A 20866-nucleotide genomic window follows, 5' to 3' on the forward strand; every position below is an offset into this window, starting at 1 on the left:
TAATTAAAAACGCCTGAAAAATGCCCGGAATATAACCGGGCATAACACAACATTATTTTTGGAGAAGTAATATGAACTATTGGAAAAGTGGGGTGCTCGCCTGCGTGCTCGGCAGCTTAGTCGCTTGCGGCGGCTCTGGTGGATCGGGTGGTGGTTCAGAAACCCCACCGGTTGATAATGGCGGCGAAGTTGCGCCATCACCAACACCTCAGGGGCCAGTGGAGCAAGTAAAGGTAATTGATGGCTATTTAGAAAATGCCATTGTTTGTCTTGATCAAAACAAAAACTACCGCTGTGATGCCAATGAGCCAAGTGAACGAACGGATGCTCAGGGCGACTTTAATATTGCAAAATTTATTGATGCCGAAGTGCTGGTTGAAGCACGTGCTGGTGTTACGAAAGACCAAGGTGTCATTGTAGAAGAGGGTTACACCCTGCGTGGCGTGGTCAAAAAAGATCATCATATTACGCCGTTTACAACCTTAATGTTGTCATTAACTGAAGCGGGTGAAAACGCCGACGAGGTTGAGCAGTTAATTCGTGAAAAACTGCAATTAGATAATGTCGATTTAACACTGGATTATGTTGCTCAAGGCAATGCCAGAATGGAGCGTTTAGCTCAACTAATGGTAAGTACGATTCAGCAAGTTAATAAACAAGCGCTGACACTCGATTCCATTAATCCGCAACAAGATCAGGGTTTGATTGAGCATATTTCCTGGCATCAGATGACTTTGGATTCTCTGGAAAATGCGACCAAAATTCTTAACGAAAACCCAGCGATGGAAGTGGATGACTTTACTGAATCCTGGGTTCAGGAGTCTTACTTATCATTGCAGGAAGAACGCATCGAGCAGGTTAAAACAGACGGTGAATTACAAGAGCCGGATGCTGATAACGACAGCATTAAAGACAGTCAGGATAATTGCCCGGCGATTGCCAATGCCGATCAACGCAATACCGATGGTGATGCGTTAGGTGATGTATGTGATACGGATGATGATGGTGATTCTGTATTGGATACTATCGATAACTGCCCATTAATCAGTAATGTTGGTCAGCTCGATTCTGACTCCGATAGCCTTGGTGATGAGTGTGATACGGATAAAGATGGCGATAACATTTTAAATGATGCTGACAACTGCCCTGCGGCGACGAATGCTAATCAGCTGGATACAGATAACGATGGTCGTGGTGATGTTTGTGATGACGACTTAGATAACGACAATGTACTGAACCTGATCGATAATTGTCCGGCCGTCGCTAATGCTGATCAGGCAGACCTGGATAATGATAAAACCGGCGATGCATGTGATCATGATATCGATGGCGATAGTATCGACAACTCTGGCGACAACTGCCCTACAACAAACAGTATTGATCTGACGGATACCGATAATGACGGTCAGGGCAATGTTTGTGACAACGACGATGATAACGATAATGTTATTGATACCTCAGATAACTGCCCATTGGTAGCCAACCAGGATCAGAGCAACCTGGATAGCGACTCGTTTGGTGATGCGTGTGACGCTGATAAAGACAACGACTCCATCCTGGACATTCAGGATAACTGCCCGGCAGTAGCCAACATGGATCAGGCTGATCAGGACCGCGATGGTTCCGGTGATGCCTGTGATAACGATAAAGATGGCGACACTGTTCTGGATTCGGCTGATAACTGCCCAATACATGTTAATCAGGATCAGGCCGATCTTGATCGTGATGGCTTAGGTGATGTTTGTGATACCGACAAAGATGGCGACAGCCGCCTCAACGACGTTGATAACTGCCCATTAGTGGCTAATGCGAATCAAGCTGACCTTGATAGTGATGGCAAGGGTGATGCGTGTGACACCGATAAAGATGGTGATAGTGTGCTTGATAGCGCTGATAACTGCCCTGTTAATGCCAACACAAACCAAACGGATACTGATTCAGACGGCTTAGGTGACGTTTGTGACAGTGACCGTGATGGCGATACCGTGTTAAACGACGTGGATAACTGCCCGATAAACGCCAACCAAGATCAAGCGAATCTCGATGGCGATCAGTCCGGTGATGTGTGTGACACCGACACCGACGGTGATGGCATTGCTAACCTGAGTGATAACTGCCCACTGATATCTAATTCAAATCAAATTAATTCAGATAGCGATGCTTTGGGTGATGCCTGTGACCCGGATCGGGATAACGACTCTGTTCTGAATGACGTTGATAACTGCCCATTAATTGCCAACGCCAACCAGCTGGACAGCAACAGTGATGGTACCGGTGATGCGTGTGCTGATGATAGTGACGCCGACGGTATTCTGGATGAAAATGACAACTGCCCGGCAACACCAAATCAGGATCAGGCCAATTTAGATGGCGATGCACACGGTGATGTATGTGATGACGATACCGATGGCGATACCATTTTAAATAATGTGGACAACTGCCCAACTGTTGCCAGCCAGGATCAAACGGATAGCGATAGCGATGGCATGGGTAATATCTGTGATACCGACGATGATAATGACGGTGAACTTGATACCGCAGATAACTGCCCTGTGGCTGCCAATAGTGATCAGTTGGATACTGATAGTGATGGTAGTGGTGATGCCTGTGATGCTGATAAAGATGGTGATGGAATCGACAATAGTAGCGATAACTGTCCGATACATGCCAATTCAGATCAAAGTGATAAAGACAAAGATAACATTGGTGACGCTTGTGATACCGAGGTTGCTTTAAAGCATGGTTATAAGCGTTTAGCCGAAGATGGAGCGGTCGTTAACGCACTGGCCGATGCTGGTGGTGAATGGCGTTGTGTTCGTCAGCAGCTTGAAGCGGATGATTTCACCCGAACCTATACCTGGGTTCTGCCCGTCTCCCGTGATCGTGACCTTGATTACAGCGGCGCACATGCCCGTAAAGCTTCCCATAATGCCGATGAGCTGTGCGGTATTGGTCTAAATGCAGCTTCAGCGGTTAACAGCTCGCTGGATGCCGAGGATAAAGATGGTTGGGTTATTCCAAACCATACCCAACTTGAGCTGCTGAAAACCGAAGACTTTGACGTATCAGATGATGTTGTTGGTAAAACCCTTGATCGCGATGTATTTGCCACTCATGAAGCTTCACTTGCCGATAATGTACGTTATTGGGCGGAAGATTCCCGTCAGTCAGTCACGAGTGTTGATGTACTGCGTTTCGGAAATTCTGACAGCAGCAACCTGGCAGAAGAAAAAACATCCGTTGACCCAAGCGACACCAATAATCGCGCGAATGTGATGTTGCTCCATACACAATTGACTTACTTGCGACAAAACGAAACTTGTGGCAGTGGTTATGTTCGTTATAACAATCGTTGTTATCGGAAAATTGACGACGCTAAAAACTGGGCGGATGCCGCTGCGGTTTGTACTGCCGATGACGAGAAGCTGGTCAATACATTAACTGCTAAAGACAGCCTGCGCTTAGGAGTGGCACTCCAACTTGCGGATGGCAGCAGCTATTGGACGCGCGAAGAATCCGGTGTGAATGCTTATGTACTGTACAAAAATCGTGAAGCATCACAAGCCACTTCGTTAGGCAGCAATATGGATTTTGAGCAGGATAAATCGGGCTGGGTTGGCCTTGGTAGTCCTACAGTAATAAGAGATGGTGAAGGACGCAACGGCAGTAAAGGGCTGTTCTTAGGTGGTCAGACCGCTGATCAGCAGTTAATCAGTCTGCAGGCAAATACTCAGTATCAATTAACCGCCTGGGCGAAAGGTGCTGGTGAAGTACGTATTGGCTTTAAGGATTATGGTGTCGCTGGAGAAACATTTACCGATGCTCCAACCGTTGCCAATGAATGGCGAAAAGTGTCCGTTTTATTTACATCGAATGCGGATAGAGACGTTAATGTTTTTGTACATAACAAAACGCCTAATATCTTATTTGATGATGTTCATTTATCCGTTGTGCCTTCCGATGCCGCTTCTGGTGCAGGTAACTGGCAGCGTGATACCACGCCGCTGGCAAAAACGACAACGCATCCGTTTATCTGTATGAAACTGGCTCCGGGTTATGTCCTGCCGACACCTGCAGCACCAACGGCTCCGGTTGTTTCTGACGTGACCAATACTTTCGGCTGGACCAATGTTCCCGGTTATGACGATCTTTCCGCGTATGAATACAGCGAAGATGGTGGCAGCAGCTGGAAAAGTGTCACCGCCAATCCGCAGCTGATGGAAGCGTACGATATTGCCATTGGTGATGTTCAGGTTCGTATTAAAGAAGTTGATGAGGTTAATAAGGCGGGTGTGGTTCTACAATCCGATGCTGCCTTTACCAGAGCGACTGGACCATCATGCGAAGGTGGAAATAAAGCCGCCGACTTTAATGGTAAGTGTTATTTACGTATGGATATCCCCTCGCCAACGATATGGAAAAACATCAGATACTCATGCCCGACGGGATTCCAACTGGCCGATACTGTGAGCGATGTTGCAGGTCTGGCCAATGCACTTGAGTTAACTGCTGTTGACAGATACCCCAAATACTGGATGGGGCCTTCTCGTGCCTACTACCTCTATAACTGGAATGGGCCTTGGCAATTGGTATCCGATTCTGGATATACAGACGCTAGTATTGAAGGCTTTATCTGTGAAAACCTTTGATCTGACTATTCCTTAAAAGCCTTAAATCAAAGCCTTCGTATTTAACGAAGGCTTTCCCCTTTTCATAAATATTTGTTTATTCAATTAAGACAGGGAAATATATGAACGCTTTAAAATATGGAGCGCTGATTACATTAATCGGTACTCTGGGTGCCTGTGGTGGCTCCGGTGGATCGGGTGGTGGTTCAGAAGCCCCTCCAACGAATAATGGTGGCGGAACTGTACCATCACCAACTCCCGAGGCACCGGCGGATCAAGTAAAAGTAATTGATGGCTATTTAGAAAATGCCATTGTTTGTCTTGATCAAAACAAAAACTACCGCTGTGATGCCAATGAGCCAAGTGAACGAACGGATGCTCAGGGCGACTTTAATATTGCAAAATTTATTGATGCCGAAGTGCTGGTTGAAGCACGTGCTGGTGTTACGAAAGATCAAGGTGTCATCGTAGAAGAGGGTTACACCCTGCGTGGCGTGGTCAAAAAAGATCATCATATTACGCCGTTTACCACCTTAATGTTGTCGTTAGCCGAAGCAGGCGAAGACCCTGATCAGGTAGAGCAGTTAATTCGTGAAAAACTGCAATTAGATAATGTCGATTTAACGCTGGATTATGTTGCTCAAGGCAATGCCAGAATGGAGCGTTTAGCTCAACTAATGGTAAGTACGATTCAGCAAGTTAATAAACAAGCGCTGACACTCGATTCCATTAATCCGCAACAAGATCAGGGTTTGATTGAGCATATTTCCTGGCATCAGATGACTTTGGATTCTCTGGAAAATGCGACCAAAATTCTTAACGAAAACCCAGCGATGGAAGTGGATGACTTTACTGAATCCTGGGTTCAGGAGTCCTACTTATCATTGCAGGAAGAGCGCATCGAGCAAGTTAAAACAGACGGTGAATTACAAGAGCCAGATGCTGACAACGACAGCATTAAAGACAGCCAGGACAATTGCCCGGCGATTGCTAATGCCGATCAACGTAATACCGATGGTGATGCGTTAGGTGATGTATGTGATGCGGATGATGATGGCGACACCGTATTAGATTCGCTGGATAACTGTCCGCTGGCTGCCAACACCAATCAATTAGATGCCGATTCTGATGGTATGGGTGATGCTTGTGACAGCGATAAAGACGGCGACACCATTTTAAATGACGTTGATAACTGCCCAACCATTACTAATAACGGCCAACTCGATACCGACGGCGATGGCGTGGGCGATGTTTGTGATGACGACTTAGATAACGATAACGTACTGAACTTGATCGATAATTGTCCGGCCGTTGCCAATGCTGATCAGGCAGACCTGGATAATGATAAAACCGGCGATGCATGTGATCATGATATCGATGGCGATAGTATCGACAACTCTGGCGACAACTGCCCTACAACAAACAGTATTGACCTGACGGATACCGATAATGACGGTCAGGGCAATGTTTGTGACAACGACGACGATAACGATAATGTTATTGATACCTCAGATAACTGCCCATTAATTGTCAATCAGGATCAGCAAAATACAGATAGCGATTCTTATGGTGATGCCTGTGACGATGACAAAGACAACGACTCTATTTTAAATAACCTTGATAATTGTCCACTGGTTGCCAATTTAGATCAGGCTGATCAGGATCGCGATGGTTCCGGTGATACCTGTGATAACGATAAAGATGGCGACACTGTTCTGGATTCGGCTGATAACTGTCCAATACATGTTAATCAGGATCAGGCCGATCTTGATCGTGATGGCTTAGGTGATGTTTGTGATACCGACAAAGACGGCGACAACCGCCTCAACGACGTTGATAACTGCCCATTAGTGGCTAATGCGAATCAAGCTGACCTTGATAATGACGGTAAAGGTGATGCGTGTGACACTGACCGCGATGGTGACAGTGTGCTTGATAGCGCTGATAACTGCCCGGTAAATGCAAACCCAGCTCAAACGGATACCGACTCCGACACCATGGGTGATGCGTGTGACACTGATCGTGATGGCGATAATTTACTTAATGACGTAGATAATTGCCCGCTGCATGCGAACCCAAATCAGGCGGACCAGGATGGTGACAAAACCGGTGATGCCTGTGATACCGATACCGACGGTGATGGTATTGCTAACCTGACTGATAACTGTCCGCTGGTATCCAACTCCAATCAAATTAATTCAGATAATGATGCATTGGGTGATGCCTGTGACCCGGATCGGGATAACGACTCTGTTCTGAACGACGCTGATAACTGCCCATTAATTGCCAACGCCAACCAGCTGGACAGCAACAGTGATGGTACCGGTGATGCGTGTGCGGATGATAACGATGGTGACAGCATTCTGGATGAGAATGACAACTGCCCGGTAACTCCAAACCAGGATCAGGCCAATTTAGATGGCGATGCGCACGGTGATGTATGTGATGACGACCGCGATGGCGACAACATTTTAAACGACGCTGATAACTGCCCGGTTAACGCCAACCAGGATCAAGCGGATCAGGATAGCGACGGCACGGGTGATGTGTGTGACACCGACCGTGACGGCGATAACGTGTTAAACGACGTGGATAACTGTCCGGCACACGCTAACACCGATCAAGCTGATTTGGATAGCGATAGCAAAGGTGATGTCTGTGATACCGATAAAGACGGTGACACGGTATTAAATGATGCGGATAACTGCCCATTGATTGCCAATGCTGATCAGCTGAATAGCGATGGTGACCAGCTCGGCAATGTCTGTGATCTGGATGATGATAATGACACCATTAATGATGATCAGGATAACTGCCCGCTGGTGCCAAACCGCGATCAGAAAGACCTGGATGGCGACGGTTTAGGTGCTGCCTGTGATGATCAGGAACTGATGGAATTTACCAAGCTGAGTGCAGCCGGTGTTGTGTTAGAAAGCGATGCTACGGCTTATGCCTGTGTCACGCAGAATATGATTAATGGCCGGGTTGTTGATGCGAACGATCGTAATACCTGGATGTTATTAATTCCGGCGGATGCCAAATGGGGTGACCTGGGGAGTTATGTCCCGGCGGGTAAACAAGCGACGGATAAATTCTGGGACTATAGCTGGAACTTCCCGGGGTACAGCTACAGTCAGGAATTTAAAGAAGCAAATGGTTTAAGCACGCGCAATATCAGCAGTAATCAGGTTGAGGCTTATGTTGAACTGCTTAATACCATGAATTATTGTGGCTATAACGATTGGACCGTACCCAGCGTTGCGCAAATGCAGTTGCTAAACAGTAAAAAAGTGGCAGCTGATTCGGATGTGAAATCTCTGGATCGTAGTGTATTTAAAAACTTTGCCGCATTTGAAAATCAGACTAAAAATCGTACCGATCAGTGGGGTGACCCAATCAATGCCAATTATTATCCATATTTAGTGAACCCTTATTTCTGGACCAGTGATCGCACGTTAGATAGTGATGGAAATCCAGAGACCAGTCTGGGCGACTACAAAAAATATCTGCATGCAACGGCAGTGGCGGATGAAAATATCTTTACTGACACACTGGGAGGTGGGCCTTATTTCGCTCTGCGTGCTGTTCGACAGAATCGTTTTACCAAGTTAGCAACAGATGCCAGCGAGCTGGCTGCTGATGCCAGTGACTGGACCTGTGTTCGTGATGATGACTCCGGTGGTCGTCGCCACTGGTTAAACACTCAGGGTAATGCTTTTGATGTAGCGTCTGGTGATGTTGATACTCGCTTAAGTGCAATTAATACAGCAAATACTTGTGGCTTTAATGATTGGCGTCTGCCTACTGCGGATGAGGTAATTACCTTAAAACCTGTTCATAGTGATGCGTATTTTAAAATAGGCCAGCTGGGAGAATACACTAACTTTAATCGCTATTATTTTGATTATGTGTGGCTTAAAAATAAACAGTCAATGGCATTGCGTCGTCAAAGTGATTATGTTGGCAGTAGCTACAGCTCACCTAATAAAACCCATCTGATGCTGGTGCGTGATGATATCGCCAGTGGTTTAGCGCTGGATGCCAAAGTCACTGAAGCCGAAACCAAAAGTGCCACGATTGCACAATTGAAATCTGACTTTGATAGCAATGAAGTGGATGACACTCTGGCAACCGATGTCACAACTCTGAAAGCTGAACTGAATAAATTTAAATCGCTGGCAACCTTAATTGAGAGCCGTCAACAAGCAATTTCCGAATTTGAGCCTTTGGTTAGTGCAGCCCGCACTCAATACGATGCGTTATATATCGGTGAACAAACGGCAGGCCGGTTGTCTGATGTGCAAGCCTTAGAAGCCGATGTACCGGCATTAAAGGCCACGTTAAAAGCCGATGCGGAAGCATTAAAAACCTGGCTGGATGAGCTCTATGTTGTACTGGATGCTTTGTCGCCAATTACTGACGAAGAAAAAGCTCAGCTGTTGTTTAATGGTATTCAGGCAGGCTCAGTATTAACTCAATTGTATGCTGATCTGGGGTCTGATTACGATGTGATTGCCGCACAAGTTGCGACAATTAATAGTGCACGTACCACTGAATTTACCAATCTGGGTGTAGCCGTTAATCTCAATCACGGTTATCAGAAAGTTGCCAAAGATGGCTCCGTTACCAGTGTCCTGGCGGTTGTGGGCGACGACTGGCGTTGTGTTCAACAGCGAGTTGTGAGTGATGACTTTACCCGCACTTATACCTGGACTCTGCCTGTTACTGAAGATCGTGATTTAACCTATGGTGAGGCACATACGCGCCGTACCACGTTAAACACAGAAGCCTTATGTGGCATTGATGCTGCGTCAGGCAGTGCTGCCAATATATCGGTTGACGGTAATGATAAAGATGGTTGGGTGATTCCAGATTACGCCCAAATGGATTTGATCAAAACCGAAGACTTTACCGACGGCAGTAGTGATTACAAAACACTGGATCGCAGTGTATTTGCTACCCATGCCGACTCATTAGCTGCGCATACTTATTATTGGGCAGAAGATAACATGTCGTATAGCAGCTACAGCTCGATTGACGTCTTACGTTTCGCTGATTCGGGCGATAACCCGGGTGATTCGGATGCGCGCGAAATTAAAAACTATGTGCGTCCGGATGACAGCAGTAAAGCCAATCTTATGTTGCTTCACAGCCAGTTAACTTATAGCCGTTCAGATGAATTATGTGGTTCTGATCGTGTGCATTATCGTGACAAGTGTTATCGCCGTGTTGACGATAATAAAAACTGGGATGATGCACTGGCGTATTGTGTGGCTCAGGGAGAAAGCCTGATTGCTAAGCAAGATGATGCTGATAATTTGCGCTTAGGTATTGCCTTGCAATTACAGGATGGTAACCGCTACTGGACACGGGAAGAGGGCAGTAGCTGGGCTTATGTGCTACATAAAGACGGTGGTAACTGGAAGCGTTACAGCAGCTCCCGCTCTAAAAGTGATGGCTATCCGTTTGCTTGTGTTGGCCCAACTCCGGGTAATGAATTAACGGCGCCGGTTGCTCCAACCAATAGCGCTGTTAATGACTTAACCGATACCTTTGGCTGGACCGAAGTAACAGGTTTTAGCGGTGCTGATAAATATGAGTACAGCGAAGACAATGGTGTGAGCTGGAATACCGCAAGCGCGAATCCTCAGCGTATTAACACCAAAGATATTGCACTGGGTCATGTAAAAGTACGTGTTAAAGCTCAGGAAAACGGCAACCTGGTGGGAGCAGCTCTGGCTTCTGATGCTGCCTTTACTGCTGATGTGGGGCCGTCGTGTGATGGAGGTAATAAGGCTGCAGAAGTTAATGGCCGCTGTTATGTCCGTATCGATCAGGTTAGAAACCGCAATAATTCGCTGGCGCATTGTCAGTCGCTAGGAGGGGATATGGTCAGCCGTCATAACTCAGATCTTGCTCAAATTGGTACGGCTTTAGAGCTTGAGACTTCTCAAAAGTACGGCCTGAAGGAGTTTTGGAGTACGGGGACTTACTATGTTTATGTTCTTCAATACAGAAGTGGTAGCTGGGGGCCAGATAATGGCGATGCCTATGCAAGCCGTACTTATCCAACGATCTGTGTGAAATAACGCTGACTTAACATTTGATTCAACAACAACCTTCCCGGGTTAAGTCCGGGAGGGCTTCTGAGTCAGTCTCTGGCATAAATCAATCATTTATAATTTAATTATCAAAAGATAATACGAATTCTTATCATTCGTGTATAATTGCGGCACTTCTCAGCTATTGAGTGAGCATCGAGTTGGCAGCGAGTGAGTATCGAGACAATTTTATGAAAAATCTGATGAAAAAATCTGAAACCCTGTTAGTCCGCTACTGGCAGGATGAACGTGCCGTAACCGCTATTGAGTACGGTGTGCTGGCTGCCAGTATTGCCATTGGCATTGGTGCGTTATTTTCCAGCGATGGCGGTTTTATGCCTGCTCTGGAAGAAACCTTTAATAAAATTACTGAGCAGCTGAAGTCATCTTCACAGTAAATTTAACTCTCTTTTTCTGGGTGGGGTTCAGCTCTTTATTAGCATTGGCTGCCACTCAGGATCTGCGTTCTCGACGCGTCAAAAATAATCTATGGATCGCCGCCTTTGTGTTGACACTATTGTCGATGACACTGGCATTTCAGGGAATTGAACATCTTGTTGCCGTGATATCGGCTGCGGTGATGGGCTTTTTATTCTGGCGTGTTGGTGTTTGGGGTGGGGCTGATGGTCGCTGGCTTCCGGTGTGTCTGGCTTGGTTGCCCTTAAGTGGTTGGCCGATCTGGTTATTTATTTTTTTTCTGGGTTGGTGTGTTTATGCACTGCTTGTGAGTGTGGTGGTTTTTCTGCAATTCAAAAAGCCCGGCATATCCCGCAGGGAGTTGGCTCTGATGCCCATTATGTTTATTGCTCATCTGAGCGTGTCAGCATTAATTAAATTAAAGGTAGTCGTATGACGGCGCAACGTATTCTTGGTTTGCTGTTGGTGATTGTACTGCTGGTACTGGCGGCATTGTTTGTGCGTATCGCCAGCGTACCGGCACCCGAAAACAATGCGGTGGCTAAACCACATGTAGCGGTAACAGAACCGGCGGTAGTTATTGAAAACCGAAAAGTACTGGTGGCTCGTAAAACCATTCAAGCCGGTCAGTTTGTTGATAAAAGTGACCTGACCTGGGGTGAGATGGATGTCAGTGGTTACAACTGGATTTCATCGGACGATTATTCGTTATCACAATTTGCTGGCAGCGTTGCCATCAGTACGATCAGCGCTAATTCTCTGGTGCCATACGATGCGGTTGTGCGTCCGGAGCAACAAGGCTTTTTAGCAGCGGTATTAGCCCCAGGGATGCGGGCCGCCAGTATCCCGGTGAATGACGTAACGGTGGGTGCCGGGTTAATTGGCCCGGGCGATTATGTCGATGTATTGCTGACGTTTTACGCCAACAGCGATCGCGGTGCCTGGAGCATGACTCAGGGGGGAGACATCAATATGTTGACCAATAAAACCCTGGCAACCGGGGTGCGGGTAATTGCGATTAATCGCCGTTCTCTGGCTGATCCGGAGCAGGAATTAGGACGTAAATTAACCACGGCTACAGTTGAAGTTTCAGCCAGTGCGGCACAACAATTGGCTTTGGCGGCACATATGGGCAGTTTATCCATGACATTACGTTCGCAGCGTGAGCCTGGCTCCGATGCTGAACAAATGGAATTGTGGGTGGGCGATATTCACACGGCGTCTGATCAGTTAAAGCCCAAGCCCGGGCTGGTGCTGATGCGTGGTCAGCAAACTCAGATTGTTGGTTTTTCTCAGGAAGATGAGAACACCAACGAAGATGACAACAATGAAAATGGCAACGGCTGAGCAGTTTAAGGTCAAACATGGTTAAAACAATATGGGTTAAAAAGCGTTACCTGACGCTGTTGTTGGGCTTGTTCGTTGCGAGCTGCTTGCGTGTGGTTGATGCGGCGCCATCAGCAACAACACCGTCAGAAACTACACCACAAGAAACAACGCTATTAATTAATCAGGGTCAGCTGATTACTTTAAAAGAAGATGCCCGGGCAGTATTTATTGCCGACTCGGATATTGCCAGTTATCAGGCGCCCAGCTCGCGTTCGTTATTTATTTTTGGTCGCCGCCCCGGTGTGACCAGCATGTATGTGTTGGGAAAAAACGAGCGGGTGATTTTTCATAAAAATATTCGTGTGCAGCACGATGTTGCCAGTATTAACCAACTGCTGAAACAACAGTTTCCGGACTCGTTGGTTGGGGTTACCTCCACCACCAGTCGCTTAATTGTGTCTGGTCAGGTCGACACCCCGAAAAAAGCCGATCAGATTATTCAACTGATTCAGGGATTTCTGGCGGCCAGTGATGAAGCTGAAGCGGATAAAGAACTGGTTAATCAGCTGGTGATTGATATGCCGAACCAGGTCAATATCCGGGTTCGGGTTGCCGAGATGGAGCGTAATACCGCCCGCCGTTTTGGCTTTGATGGGCTGGTTAATTCTGCAGCTACGGGTCTGAGCTTTGATTTTGATGTGGGACAGCTGGGCTTGCCTTTAAAAGCGCTGGATATTACTGCCGGACAAATCAGTGGCACATTAGAAGCACTGGAAGAAGAAGGCTTAATCAGCATTCTGGCCGAACCCAACTTAACCTCATTATCCGGTGAAAGCGCCAGCTTTTTGGCCGGTGGCCAGTTCCCGGTTGTGTCGGTTGTAGGTGATAACAACCAGCCGAGTGTGGAGTATCAAAATTTTGGTGTTGAATTAAATGTCACGCCAACGGTGCTGTCACCACAACGCATCAGCTTAAAAGTTAATCCGATTGTCAGCGAAATTAACGAGTCACCGAATATTCAGCCGGGCATTATTAATCCCATTATTTTATCCGAGCGCTCTGCCAATACCACGGTTGAATTAGCCAGTGGCCAGAGCTTTATTCTCGGTGGCTTGTTGTATGAAAAAGAAAATACCAAGACCAGTAAAATTCCATTGTTGGGAGATATTCCGGTACTGGGCGCATTATTCCGTTCCGAGCGTTATCAGCGTCAGGAAACAGAGCTGGTGATTATTGCGACGGCTTATATTGTTGAGCCTAACCGTGAGTCTGATCTGGCGATTCCGCAAGATGGCGTGACGATGAACAGCCACTGGCGTCGTTTCTTAACCGGAAAAATCCTGCAATCAAAACCGGCTGCGCCGAAAACGATTCTGGAAAATGGCAAGCCTCAGGTGATGGGCGACTATGGTCTGGTTTTTTAGGGCCTGGTTTTCTGGGATTTGTTTTTTAGAGTTTGATTGTAATGAGCGGTAAAAAGATCATGAAAACACTTTCTGAAGGGATGGCCGTTATGCTTCGCCTGGCCAGCATTATGTCGTTATTGTTGCTGGCAGCTTGCCAGCAGCATGTCAGCAAGCCTCAGATGGAGGTGCGCCTGAAACCTTTGTCATGGCAGAGCGAAAACCAACGGCTGAGCCACAAAGAACTGGCTGAATTAGCGGCCTGGTTGAATCAGTTTCCAACCCGGGATGTATTTTTACAAACCTCCGGTGCACAACAATCGCAACTGAAACAATTTTTACTCAGTTATGGCTTCCGTACCTGGCAGTTAGATGGGATTAATTTTTCAGAAAAAGCTGCCTCAAATGACGGCATTAATCGCATTGAAGGCGTTTATGTACAGCGTGCTCCAGCGCCTTGTCCGAATTATAGCGTCGCTAATGCCTCAGATAGCGCGAATTACCGCACCTCCGGTTTTGGTTGTGCCAGTCAGCGTAATCTGATGGTGTCTGTTGCTGACAGTCGCGATTTTATCCGGGGTAAAGAGCTGGCACCGGCCAGTGCCGAAAAATTATTACTGGCATTGCAAAATTATTATGGCCGTGCCAGTGACGATAATGCGGCCAATGGTACAACCGATGAACAAGAAACAAATACAAGCACAGGTGTAACCAGTAACTTAGGCGGGCAAGGTAATTAAACGATGAAATCATTACTCGCATTTGTGGCAACACCCGCGGTTCGCCAGCCGCTGGAATTATTATTGGCGGATTTAAAACTCCCTGCTGGGGCATTAATAACCGGCAGTGAGCATCAGGCGATTGATTATCTGGCGATTCATTCCTCGCCGCAGTTATTAATTGTCGAAATAACCGATCTCGCCAACCGTGAGTCGGTGTTAGCGCAATTGGCGGATGTGGTGGAGCCGGATTGTCAGGTGATTTTACTGGGCGCAGGGTTATCGGTCAGTGAATATCGTGAACTCAAAACACTGGGTATTCTCGAATATTTTGATACACCACTGGATATGCAGGCGTTGCGCCACCTTTGTGCTCATGCGCTGGGAATGACCGACAGCCCGGTGACCTCTCGTCATGGCGGTCGGATTATTACAGTTTCCGGTATTCAGGGCGGGGTTGGCACCTCATCGGTAGCGGCGGCATTGGCACAACAACTGGCGCAACAAGGCAGCCATACCTTACTGGCTCAGCTGGATGATGAACTGGGTGATGTGGCTGGATTCTGGCCAAAACGCTCGGTTGATTCCCCGCTGGCGTTACACCAGTTATCTCAGCCGCAATTGATTCCCCGGGCAACCGAACAACTGTCCAATCGTCTCGACTGGTTATGCAGCAGTGAGTCACGACACACCTCCAGTGCGCAGCTGGGCGTGGTGAACGATTTATTGGCCGAGCATTACACCCGGGTGGTTTGGGATTGTGAAAAACATCATGCACTGGCTCCGGATTTATGGGCCCGGGCTGATATTTGTATCTGGGTGTTTGAATCCAGTGTGGCATTAATTGATCAGTGGCAGCGTATCCAGAGTCGTTTTTCAGCTCATGCCCATCAGCGTCATATTCTGGTGGTGAATCAAACCCGGCCGGAACGCTCCCGTCAGATCCCGGCTGAGCAATTAACTCAGCTGTTTGGACAAGCGCCGCTGGTGATTCCTTATTGCAAAGAGCAGCCGGTGTTTGCCGCTAATCTGGGCGATGCTGCGTTATTAAACAGCGGTAAATTTGCGCTGGCGATGGCGTCCCTGGTGGATACCGTTCAGCTGCATAAACGCAGTGCTGAGCCAACACCGGGCGGATTGTGGCAGCGCCTGCGGTTATTGCTCAATGGTAAAAACGGTGTGGGTGGAGCTGCCTGATGTTTGGTCGTAAGCCCGGTGCATCAGCACTTGCTGATGTTGCCCGTACTCCGAAAGCTTCAATGTCACAAGCTTCCGTGTCACAAGCTTCCGTGTCACAAACACCGACTGCGCCAGAACAGCCTTTAAGAGAGCAGCTTTTAAGAGAACACAGAGGCCAAGCTGCAGCCGATGAAACTTATATAGCGCAGGGTGACTCGCAACGCCATGAAATGCGCTCACTGGTGTTATCGCGGCTGGACCCGATGCAGGTCACACAAATGGAGCGGGGTGAGCTGACCGAGCATATCGAGCAGTGGATTCATCGTCTGGCAGATCAGCATCGCTGGTTATTAACTGCCGATCAGCAGGCGGCGTTATTGCAGGAACTGCTCGACGACATGATTGGAGTCGGCCCGATTCAGAGCCTGTTGGACGATCCTCAGGTCACCGATATTATGGTGAACGGCCATGCCCAGGTGTACGTTGAACGGGCAGGGCATTTGCAGCCAGTGGATCATTGTTTCCGCGATGAAAACCATGTTCGTCATGTCGCACAACGAATCGCCAGTTCGGTCGGGCGCCGGGTGGATGAATCATCTCCCATGGTCGATGCGCGATTACTGGATGGCAGCCGGGTGAATATTATTATTCCGCCCTTGGCGCTAGATGGCACTTGTATTTCGATCCGCAAATTCAGCGACCAGACCTTCTCATTGCATCAGCTGGCGGCCAAAGGCAGCTTATCTGAGGCCATGGCCGATTTTCTTAATATTGCAGCTAAAGCACGGCTGAATATTCTGGTATCCGGCGGTACCGGTGCTGGTAAAACTACGTTATTAAATGCTTTGTCTCACCCCATTGATCCTGATGAGCGGATCGTCACCATTGAAGATGCGGCTGAATTAAAGTTGCGTCAGCGTCAGGTGATTCGTCTTGAAACCCGCCCTGCCAGCCTTGAAGGTGAGGGTGCCATTAGCCAGACCGAATTGGTGAAAAATGCGCTGCGGATGAACCCGCGGCGGATTATTCTGGGTGAGGTTCGTGGTGGTGAAGCGTTTGATATGTTGCAGGCGATGAACACCGGCCATGAGGGGTCGATGTCGACCCTGCACGCCAACAGTCCACGCGATGCGATTTATCGTTTAGAAAATATGATGTTAATGGCGCATGGCAATTTACCGATTGCGGTGTTGCGGCGTCAGATTATGTCGTCGGTGGATATTATTGTTCAGATTGAACGCATGCGTGATGGTACCCGGCGGGTTACTTCCATTACCGAGCTGGTTGGTCTGGAAGACGATACCCCCATCACCCATGAATTATTTGCCTTTAAATTACAGGCGGTGGGTCAGGATGGCATCGACGGCGAATATTGTTGCAGTGCCACGTCGTCAGAAAGCTTTATCGACAAGATACGTTACGCCGGATTAGAAGACGCCTTGCAGCAGTGTCAGAGGCAAACACGATGACTTCTACCATGGCGCTGTTGGCTGCTCTGATGTTAGTGGTGCTGGCGTTGCTGGCATTGCTGTGGGTTTTTTCTGGTGACAAACGGCTGGCCAAAGTTCAGCAGCGCTGGCAACAAAAAGCCGCTGCGGTGAGTGGCCAGTCGGATTCGCTAAAAATACCTGTCTGGCAGGCTCTGACGGCTTCGTTATCACAACAGGCCTGGCTAAGTTCCATCGCTGCCAATATTCAGCAAAACCGTGAAAAATTACGCGGTTTAGCGATTGATAATGAAGACCGTTTTGAACGCGTTTTTGTGTTGCAGGTGGTTGCCGTATGGGGCCTTAGCCTGCTGCTATTGATACAGTTTCAGGCGGGTTATTCGTTATTTACTGCGATGCTGTTGGCTGGCATCGCCGCGCTTTTATTTGCCGGGTATCGCTGGCAGGCATTAACCAAAAAATTATTAACCTTGTATGAAGAGCAGTTACCGGGTGTTGTCGATCATATTCGTCGTGCGGTGAGTTCGGGTTTATCCGTGCCTCAGGCACTGGCCAGTGCCGCGCAACAAGCGGATGCGCCGGTTGCTACTGAGTTGCAGCGAATTTCGCAACAGCTGCAGCTGGGCATTGCGCTGAAGCAGGTAATTGACGAATCCCGTTTACGTATTCCGGTACGCGAATTTCATTTTCTCGGCATGATTCTGGTTTTGAATCAGAAAACCGGGGGCCGTCTGGCGGAGGCACTGGAGAATTTATCCCGTGGTTTACGCGATCGCAAAGCCATGAAAATGAAGCTGGCGTCGATGACCTCGGAGCCCAAAGCAACGGCCTTAATTGTCAGTACTTTTCCACCGTTAACCCTGTTAGGTCTGGTTGTTTTTCAGCCGGGTCAGGTTAAATTTTTAATGCATGACCCAACCGGGCAAATAATCTCATTGTATGTGATCGCCAGCGTGACTTTTGGCCTGACCGTGGTTCATCGTATGGCGCGTGGGGGGCTGGCTTAATGATGTCTGAGATACAGAAACTGGAAGGTATCGCCGGTTTATCCGTGGCGCAATGGCAGCTGGTTTTATTGTTGTTGCTGGTGCTGGTTGTTGCTATTTTGCTGCTGTTTTTTACCTTGCAGGCCAATGGCACACAACAGCAGGAGCTGGTACAAAAACGTTTTCGCCAGCGTTGTGAGGTTTACAAACGTCATTCACTGGAACTTCCAACGACACGTTCCTGGGCTGATTATCTGAACTGGCTGCCGGTGACCGAAAAAGATCAGCGTGAACTGGGGGCGTTATTAGCGCAGGCAGGTTTTCGCCAGCCTCATGGGGTTCTGCTGCTGGTTGGGATTAAACTGGCGGCTTTACTGTTGTTACCTCTGTTAGTTTGGTTACTGGCCAGTGGGCCTTTTACACTGGGATTATTGGCCAAGTTAACTCTGGCGGCTTTGCTGGGTTCCCTGGCTCCGGAGTGGTGGCTGCAACGCCGGGCACGATTTAATCAGGAACAGGTGCGCACCGCTGTGCCAGATGCCGTAGATTTAATGGTGATTTGTGCTGAAAGTGGTTTACACATTGATGCTATTTTGCAGCAGGTGGCGAGTGATATTCGCGACTGGTCGCCCATTCTGGCGGATGAAATGTTGTATACCCATGCCGATATTCAAATGGGTAAGGAGCGTTATCAGGCGCTGCGTGGTTTATCCCAACGTACTCAGGTGACTGAGCTGGATCATCTGGTTTCGGCATTAATCCAGGCGGATCAATACGGTACGCCATTAGTTAAAGCGTTGCGTGATTTAGCACAAGAATCACGGCGTTTGCATTTATTAAACGTTGAAGAACGCATTGGTAAAATTCCGGCAACCATTAGTTTGCCGCTGATGCTGTTTGTATTAATTCCACTGGTGGTGATGTTGGCTGGCCCATCAATGGTGATGTTAGTACGTTCACTGGGGGAATTATAATGACACGATCAGGTCGCTTTTTCTGGCTGCTGATAGTAACCATGATGGCATCCGGCTGTTCAGTCTTTCAGCCATCGGTTGAGCAGCGTTTACAGCGTATGCAGCAAACATCCGAAACCTCTGATTTTGCTGATTCGGATGGCGCATTACAAAATCAGCTTAATGAATTAAAACAGTTACGCCAGCAATATCCGGATAACCCGGGTCTGTGGTTGCAAAGCGGGCGACTGGCGTTAAAAAGCGGCGACTGTTATGCCGCCACCGTGGCTTTTAAACAGGCACTGGGGTTAGAAGCCGATGATGCTGATATTTTCCTCGGGTTAGGTGTCTGTGCCGATTACAACAATAATCACCCGCAGGCCCAGCAATATTATCGCCGTGGCATCAGCCGTTATCCGCGACACTGGCAGTTGCAGAATAATCTGGCGTATTCCCGTTTGTTACAGGGAAAAAGCCAGCAGGCGCTCAATGATTTACTGTATCTGGCGCAACAATATCCTTATCCGGCGGTGCGCCATAATTTAGCCATTGCGTATGCGATGCAGGGCCAGTTTGATCAGGCTTATCAGATTGAAGCTGAGTTATACGGCGAACAGCAGGCGATGAATAATCAGTTGGCGTACCGTCATTTCCATCAGCGGGAGACGGCGCCATGAAGTCACGTTTTTCAACAGGTACAGTCACCATAGAAATGGCTTTTGCCCTGCCCATTTTTTTACTGTTTATTTTGTTTTCGGTTGAGAGTGCACGTTTTTTCTGGACCCAGCACTGGCTGAATTACAATTTACATCATGCGGCTCAACTGGAGGCGCTAGACCCTCAGGACGGAGTGCAACAACGCTTAACCCGGCAGCTGACCCGTGCCGGGGTTTTAGTGGCGGCTAACGCGGTGCGTGTTTATGAAACCGAAGTCAGTTGGTTTAATAATGCCAACGGCCCGTTGACCCGCTATCGTGCTGAAGCTGAGCTGGATTTTCTGTTGTTCAGAAATTCTGACGCGGACCGGACACTAACCCTGTCCTCAACGACCTGGCTGGGCGAGACCGAAAATGAAATTAATTAACGCTGATTTTTTGCAACGAAAGCACTCAGGCAATGTCACCATTGAGTTGGCCATTATATTACCGGTAATGGCGACCATACTGGCATTAATTGTACATTTTGGTTGGTATTTATATTGGCAGAACCAGTTGGATAATACCGCCCATCGACTATTAAAACTGGTGGTGTTGGAGCAATCGAAAGGCTCCGGGTTTCGTGGTAACGAAGCCGCCGTGGTGCTACGCGAATTAACCAGTACCGGTGTGTATGGCAACTATATTGCTGATATGGGCGTACGATTTTCCATTGTTAGTGATATCAATTCGCGCAATCTACAGTCTCAGGCCGGTGCCAATTGTTATGACAAATCGGCAATTCAGAATATCAGTGAGTTTGGTGTGGCAGACAGCGGCCGCATGGAACCACGTAATATTGCGATATTAAATCTTTGTATTAACTTTAGTGAATTATTGCCGCTAGCGGGTTTTACATTTTCTGTATTTTCTAATAGTTTGGGTAATATTCAGCGCAATTCGTATTATCCGGTTTCAGCCTCGGCATTTTGATTATGAAATCTCACTTTATGCCCTCCAGATTTATAAAGCCTAATTCTATGAAAGCCAATACGGTTCAAGCTAAGT

The 20866-nt window shown here is 47.8% G+C and carries 14 protein-coding genes; all 14 read left to right on the plus strand.

Annotated features, from left to right (window positions below):
- Window positions 1–71: 71 nt before the first annotated feature.
- The 14 genes from ACO05E_RS14190 to ACO05E_RS14255 all read left to right on the plus strand — a co-directional run bounded on the left by ACO05E_RS14190 (window position 72) and on the right by ACO05E_RS14255 (window position 20791).
- Window positions 72–4649 (plus strand): thrombospondin type 3 repeat-containing protein, encoded by a 4578-nt coding sequence (locus ACO05E_RS14190; RefSeq protein ID WP_421722738.1) that lies wholly within the window; start codon window positions 72–74, stop codon window positions 4647–4649.
- Between the two features lie 101 nt (window positions 4650–4750).
- Entirely contained in the window at window positions 4751–10717 is a 5967-nt protein-coding gene (locus ACO05E_RS14195; protein ID WP_421722739.1) for a thrombospondin type 3 repeat-containing protein, read from the plus strand.
- A gap of 215 nt (window positions 10718–10932) precedes the next feature.
- Entirely contained in the window at window positions 10933–11127 is a 195-nt protein-coding gene (locus ACO05E_RS14200) for a Flp family type IVb pilin (RefSeq protein WP_419813589.1), read from the plus strand.
- A 20-nt stretch (window positions 11128–11147) separates the two neighbouring features.
- Complete coding sequence (locus ACO05E_RS14205) at window positions 11148–11582, plus strand: A24 family peptidase (protein ID WP_419813590.1); 435 nt, start codon at window positions 11148–11150, stop codon at window positions 11580–11582.
- Window positions 11579–12493: a Flp pilus assembly protein CpaB gene (gene cpaB / locus ACO05E_RS14210; RefSeq protein ID WP_419813591.1), complete on the plus strand. Its 915-nt coding sequence runs from the start codon at window positions 11579–11581 to the stop codon at window positions 12491–12493. Before ACO05E_RS14205 ends, cpaB begins: the two co-directional genes overlap by 4 nt.
- 17 nt (window positions 12494–12510) lie before the next feature.
- Window positions 12511–13899: a type II and III secretion system protein family protein gene (locus ACO05E_RS14215; protein ID WP_419813592.1), complete on the plus strand. Its 1389-nt coding sequence runs from the start codon at window positions 12511–12513 to the stop codon at window positions 13897–13899.
- Window positions 13900–13958: 59 nt separating this feature from the next.
- Entirely contained in the window at window positions 13959–14618 is a 660-nt protein-coding gene (locus ACO05E_RS14220) for a CpaD family pilus assembly lipoprotein (protein ID WP_419813593.1), read from the plus strand.
- Between the two features lie 3 nt (window positions 14619–14621).
- On the plus strand, window positions 14622–15794 hold the full coding sequence (locus ACO05E_RS14225) for a cellulose synthase operon protein YhjQ/BcsQ (RefSeq protein WP_419813594.1): 1173 nt from the start codon (window positions 14622–14624) through the stop codon (window positions 15792–15794).
- Entirely contained in the window at window positions 15794–17245 is a 1452-nt protein-coding gene (locus tag ACO05E_RS14230) for a CpaF family protein (RefSeq protein ID WP_419813595.1), read from the plus strand. The genes ACO05E_RS14225 and ACO05E_RS14230 overlap by 1 nt, the downstream gene beginning before the upstream one ends.
- On the plus strand, window positions 17242–18231 hold the full coding sequence (locus ACO05E_RS14235) for a type II secretion system F family protein (RefSeq protein ID WP_419813596.1): 990 nt from the start codon (window positions 17242–17244) through the stop codon (window positions 18229–18231). The genes ACO05E_RS14230 and ACO05E_RS14235 overlap by 4 nt, the downstream gene beginning before the upstream one ends.
- Window positions 18232–18233: 2 nt before the next feature.
- The gene (locus ACO05E_RS14240; RefSeq protein ID WP_421722740.1) at window positions 18234–19184 is read left to right on the plus strand and encodes a type II secretion system F family protein; all 951 of its coding nucleotides are present in this window, start codon (window positions 18234–18236) and stop codon (window positions 19182–19184) included.
- Complete coding sequence (locus ACO05E_RS14245; RefSeq protein WP_419813598.1) at window positions 19184–19840, plus strand: tetratricopeptide repeat protein; 657 nt, start codon at window positions 19184–19186, stop codon at window positions 19838–19840. The genes ACO05E_RS14240 and ACO05E_RS14245 overlap by 1 nt, the downstream gene beginning before the upstream one ends.
- Window positions 19837–20247 carry a TadE/TadG family type IV pilus assembly protein gene (locus tag ACO05E_RS14250; RefSeq protein ID WP_419813599.1) on the plus strand — a complete coding sequence of 137 codons (411 nt, stop codon included), beginning with the start codon at window positions 19837–19839 and terminating at the stop codon, window positions 20245–20247. Before ACO05E_RS14245 ends, ACO05E_RS14250 begins: the two co-directional genes overlap by 4 nt.
- Window positions 20234–20791 carry a TadE family protein gene (locus tag ACO05E_RS14255; RefSeq protein WP_419813600.1) on the plus strand — a complete coding sequence of 186 codons (558 nt, stop codon included), beginning with the start codon at window positions 20234–20236 and terminating at the stop codon, window positions 20789–20791. Before ACO05E_RS14250 ends, ACO05E_RS14255 begins: the two co-directional genes overlap by 14 nt.
- The last annotated feature ends 75 nt before the right edge of the window (window positions 20792–20866 follow it).

Origin of the sequence: Bacterioplanoides sp. (assembly GCF_965226395.1) — a bacterium.
Lineage (GTDB): Bacteria > Pseudomonadota > Gammaproteobacteria > Pseudomonadales > Oceanobacteraceae > Bacterioplanoides.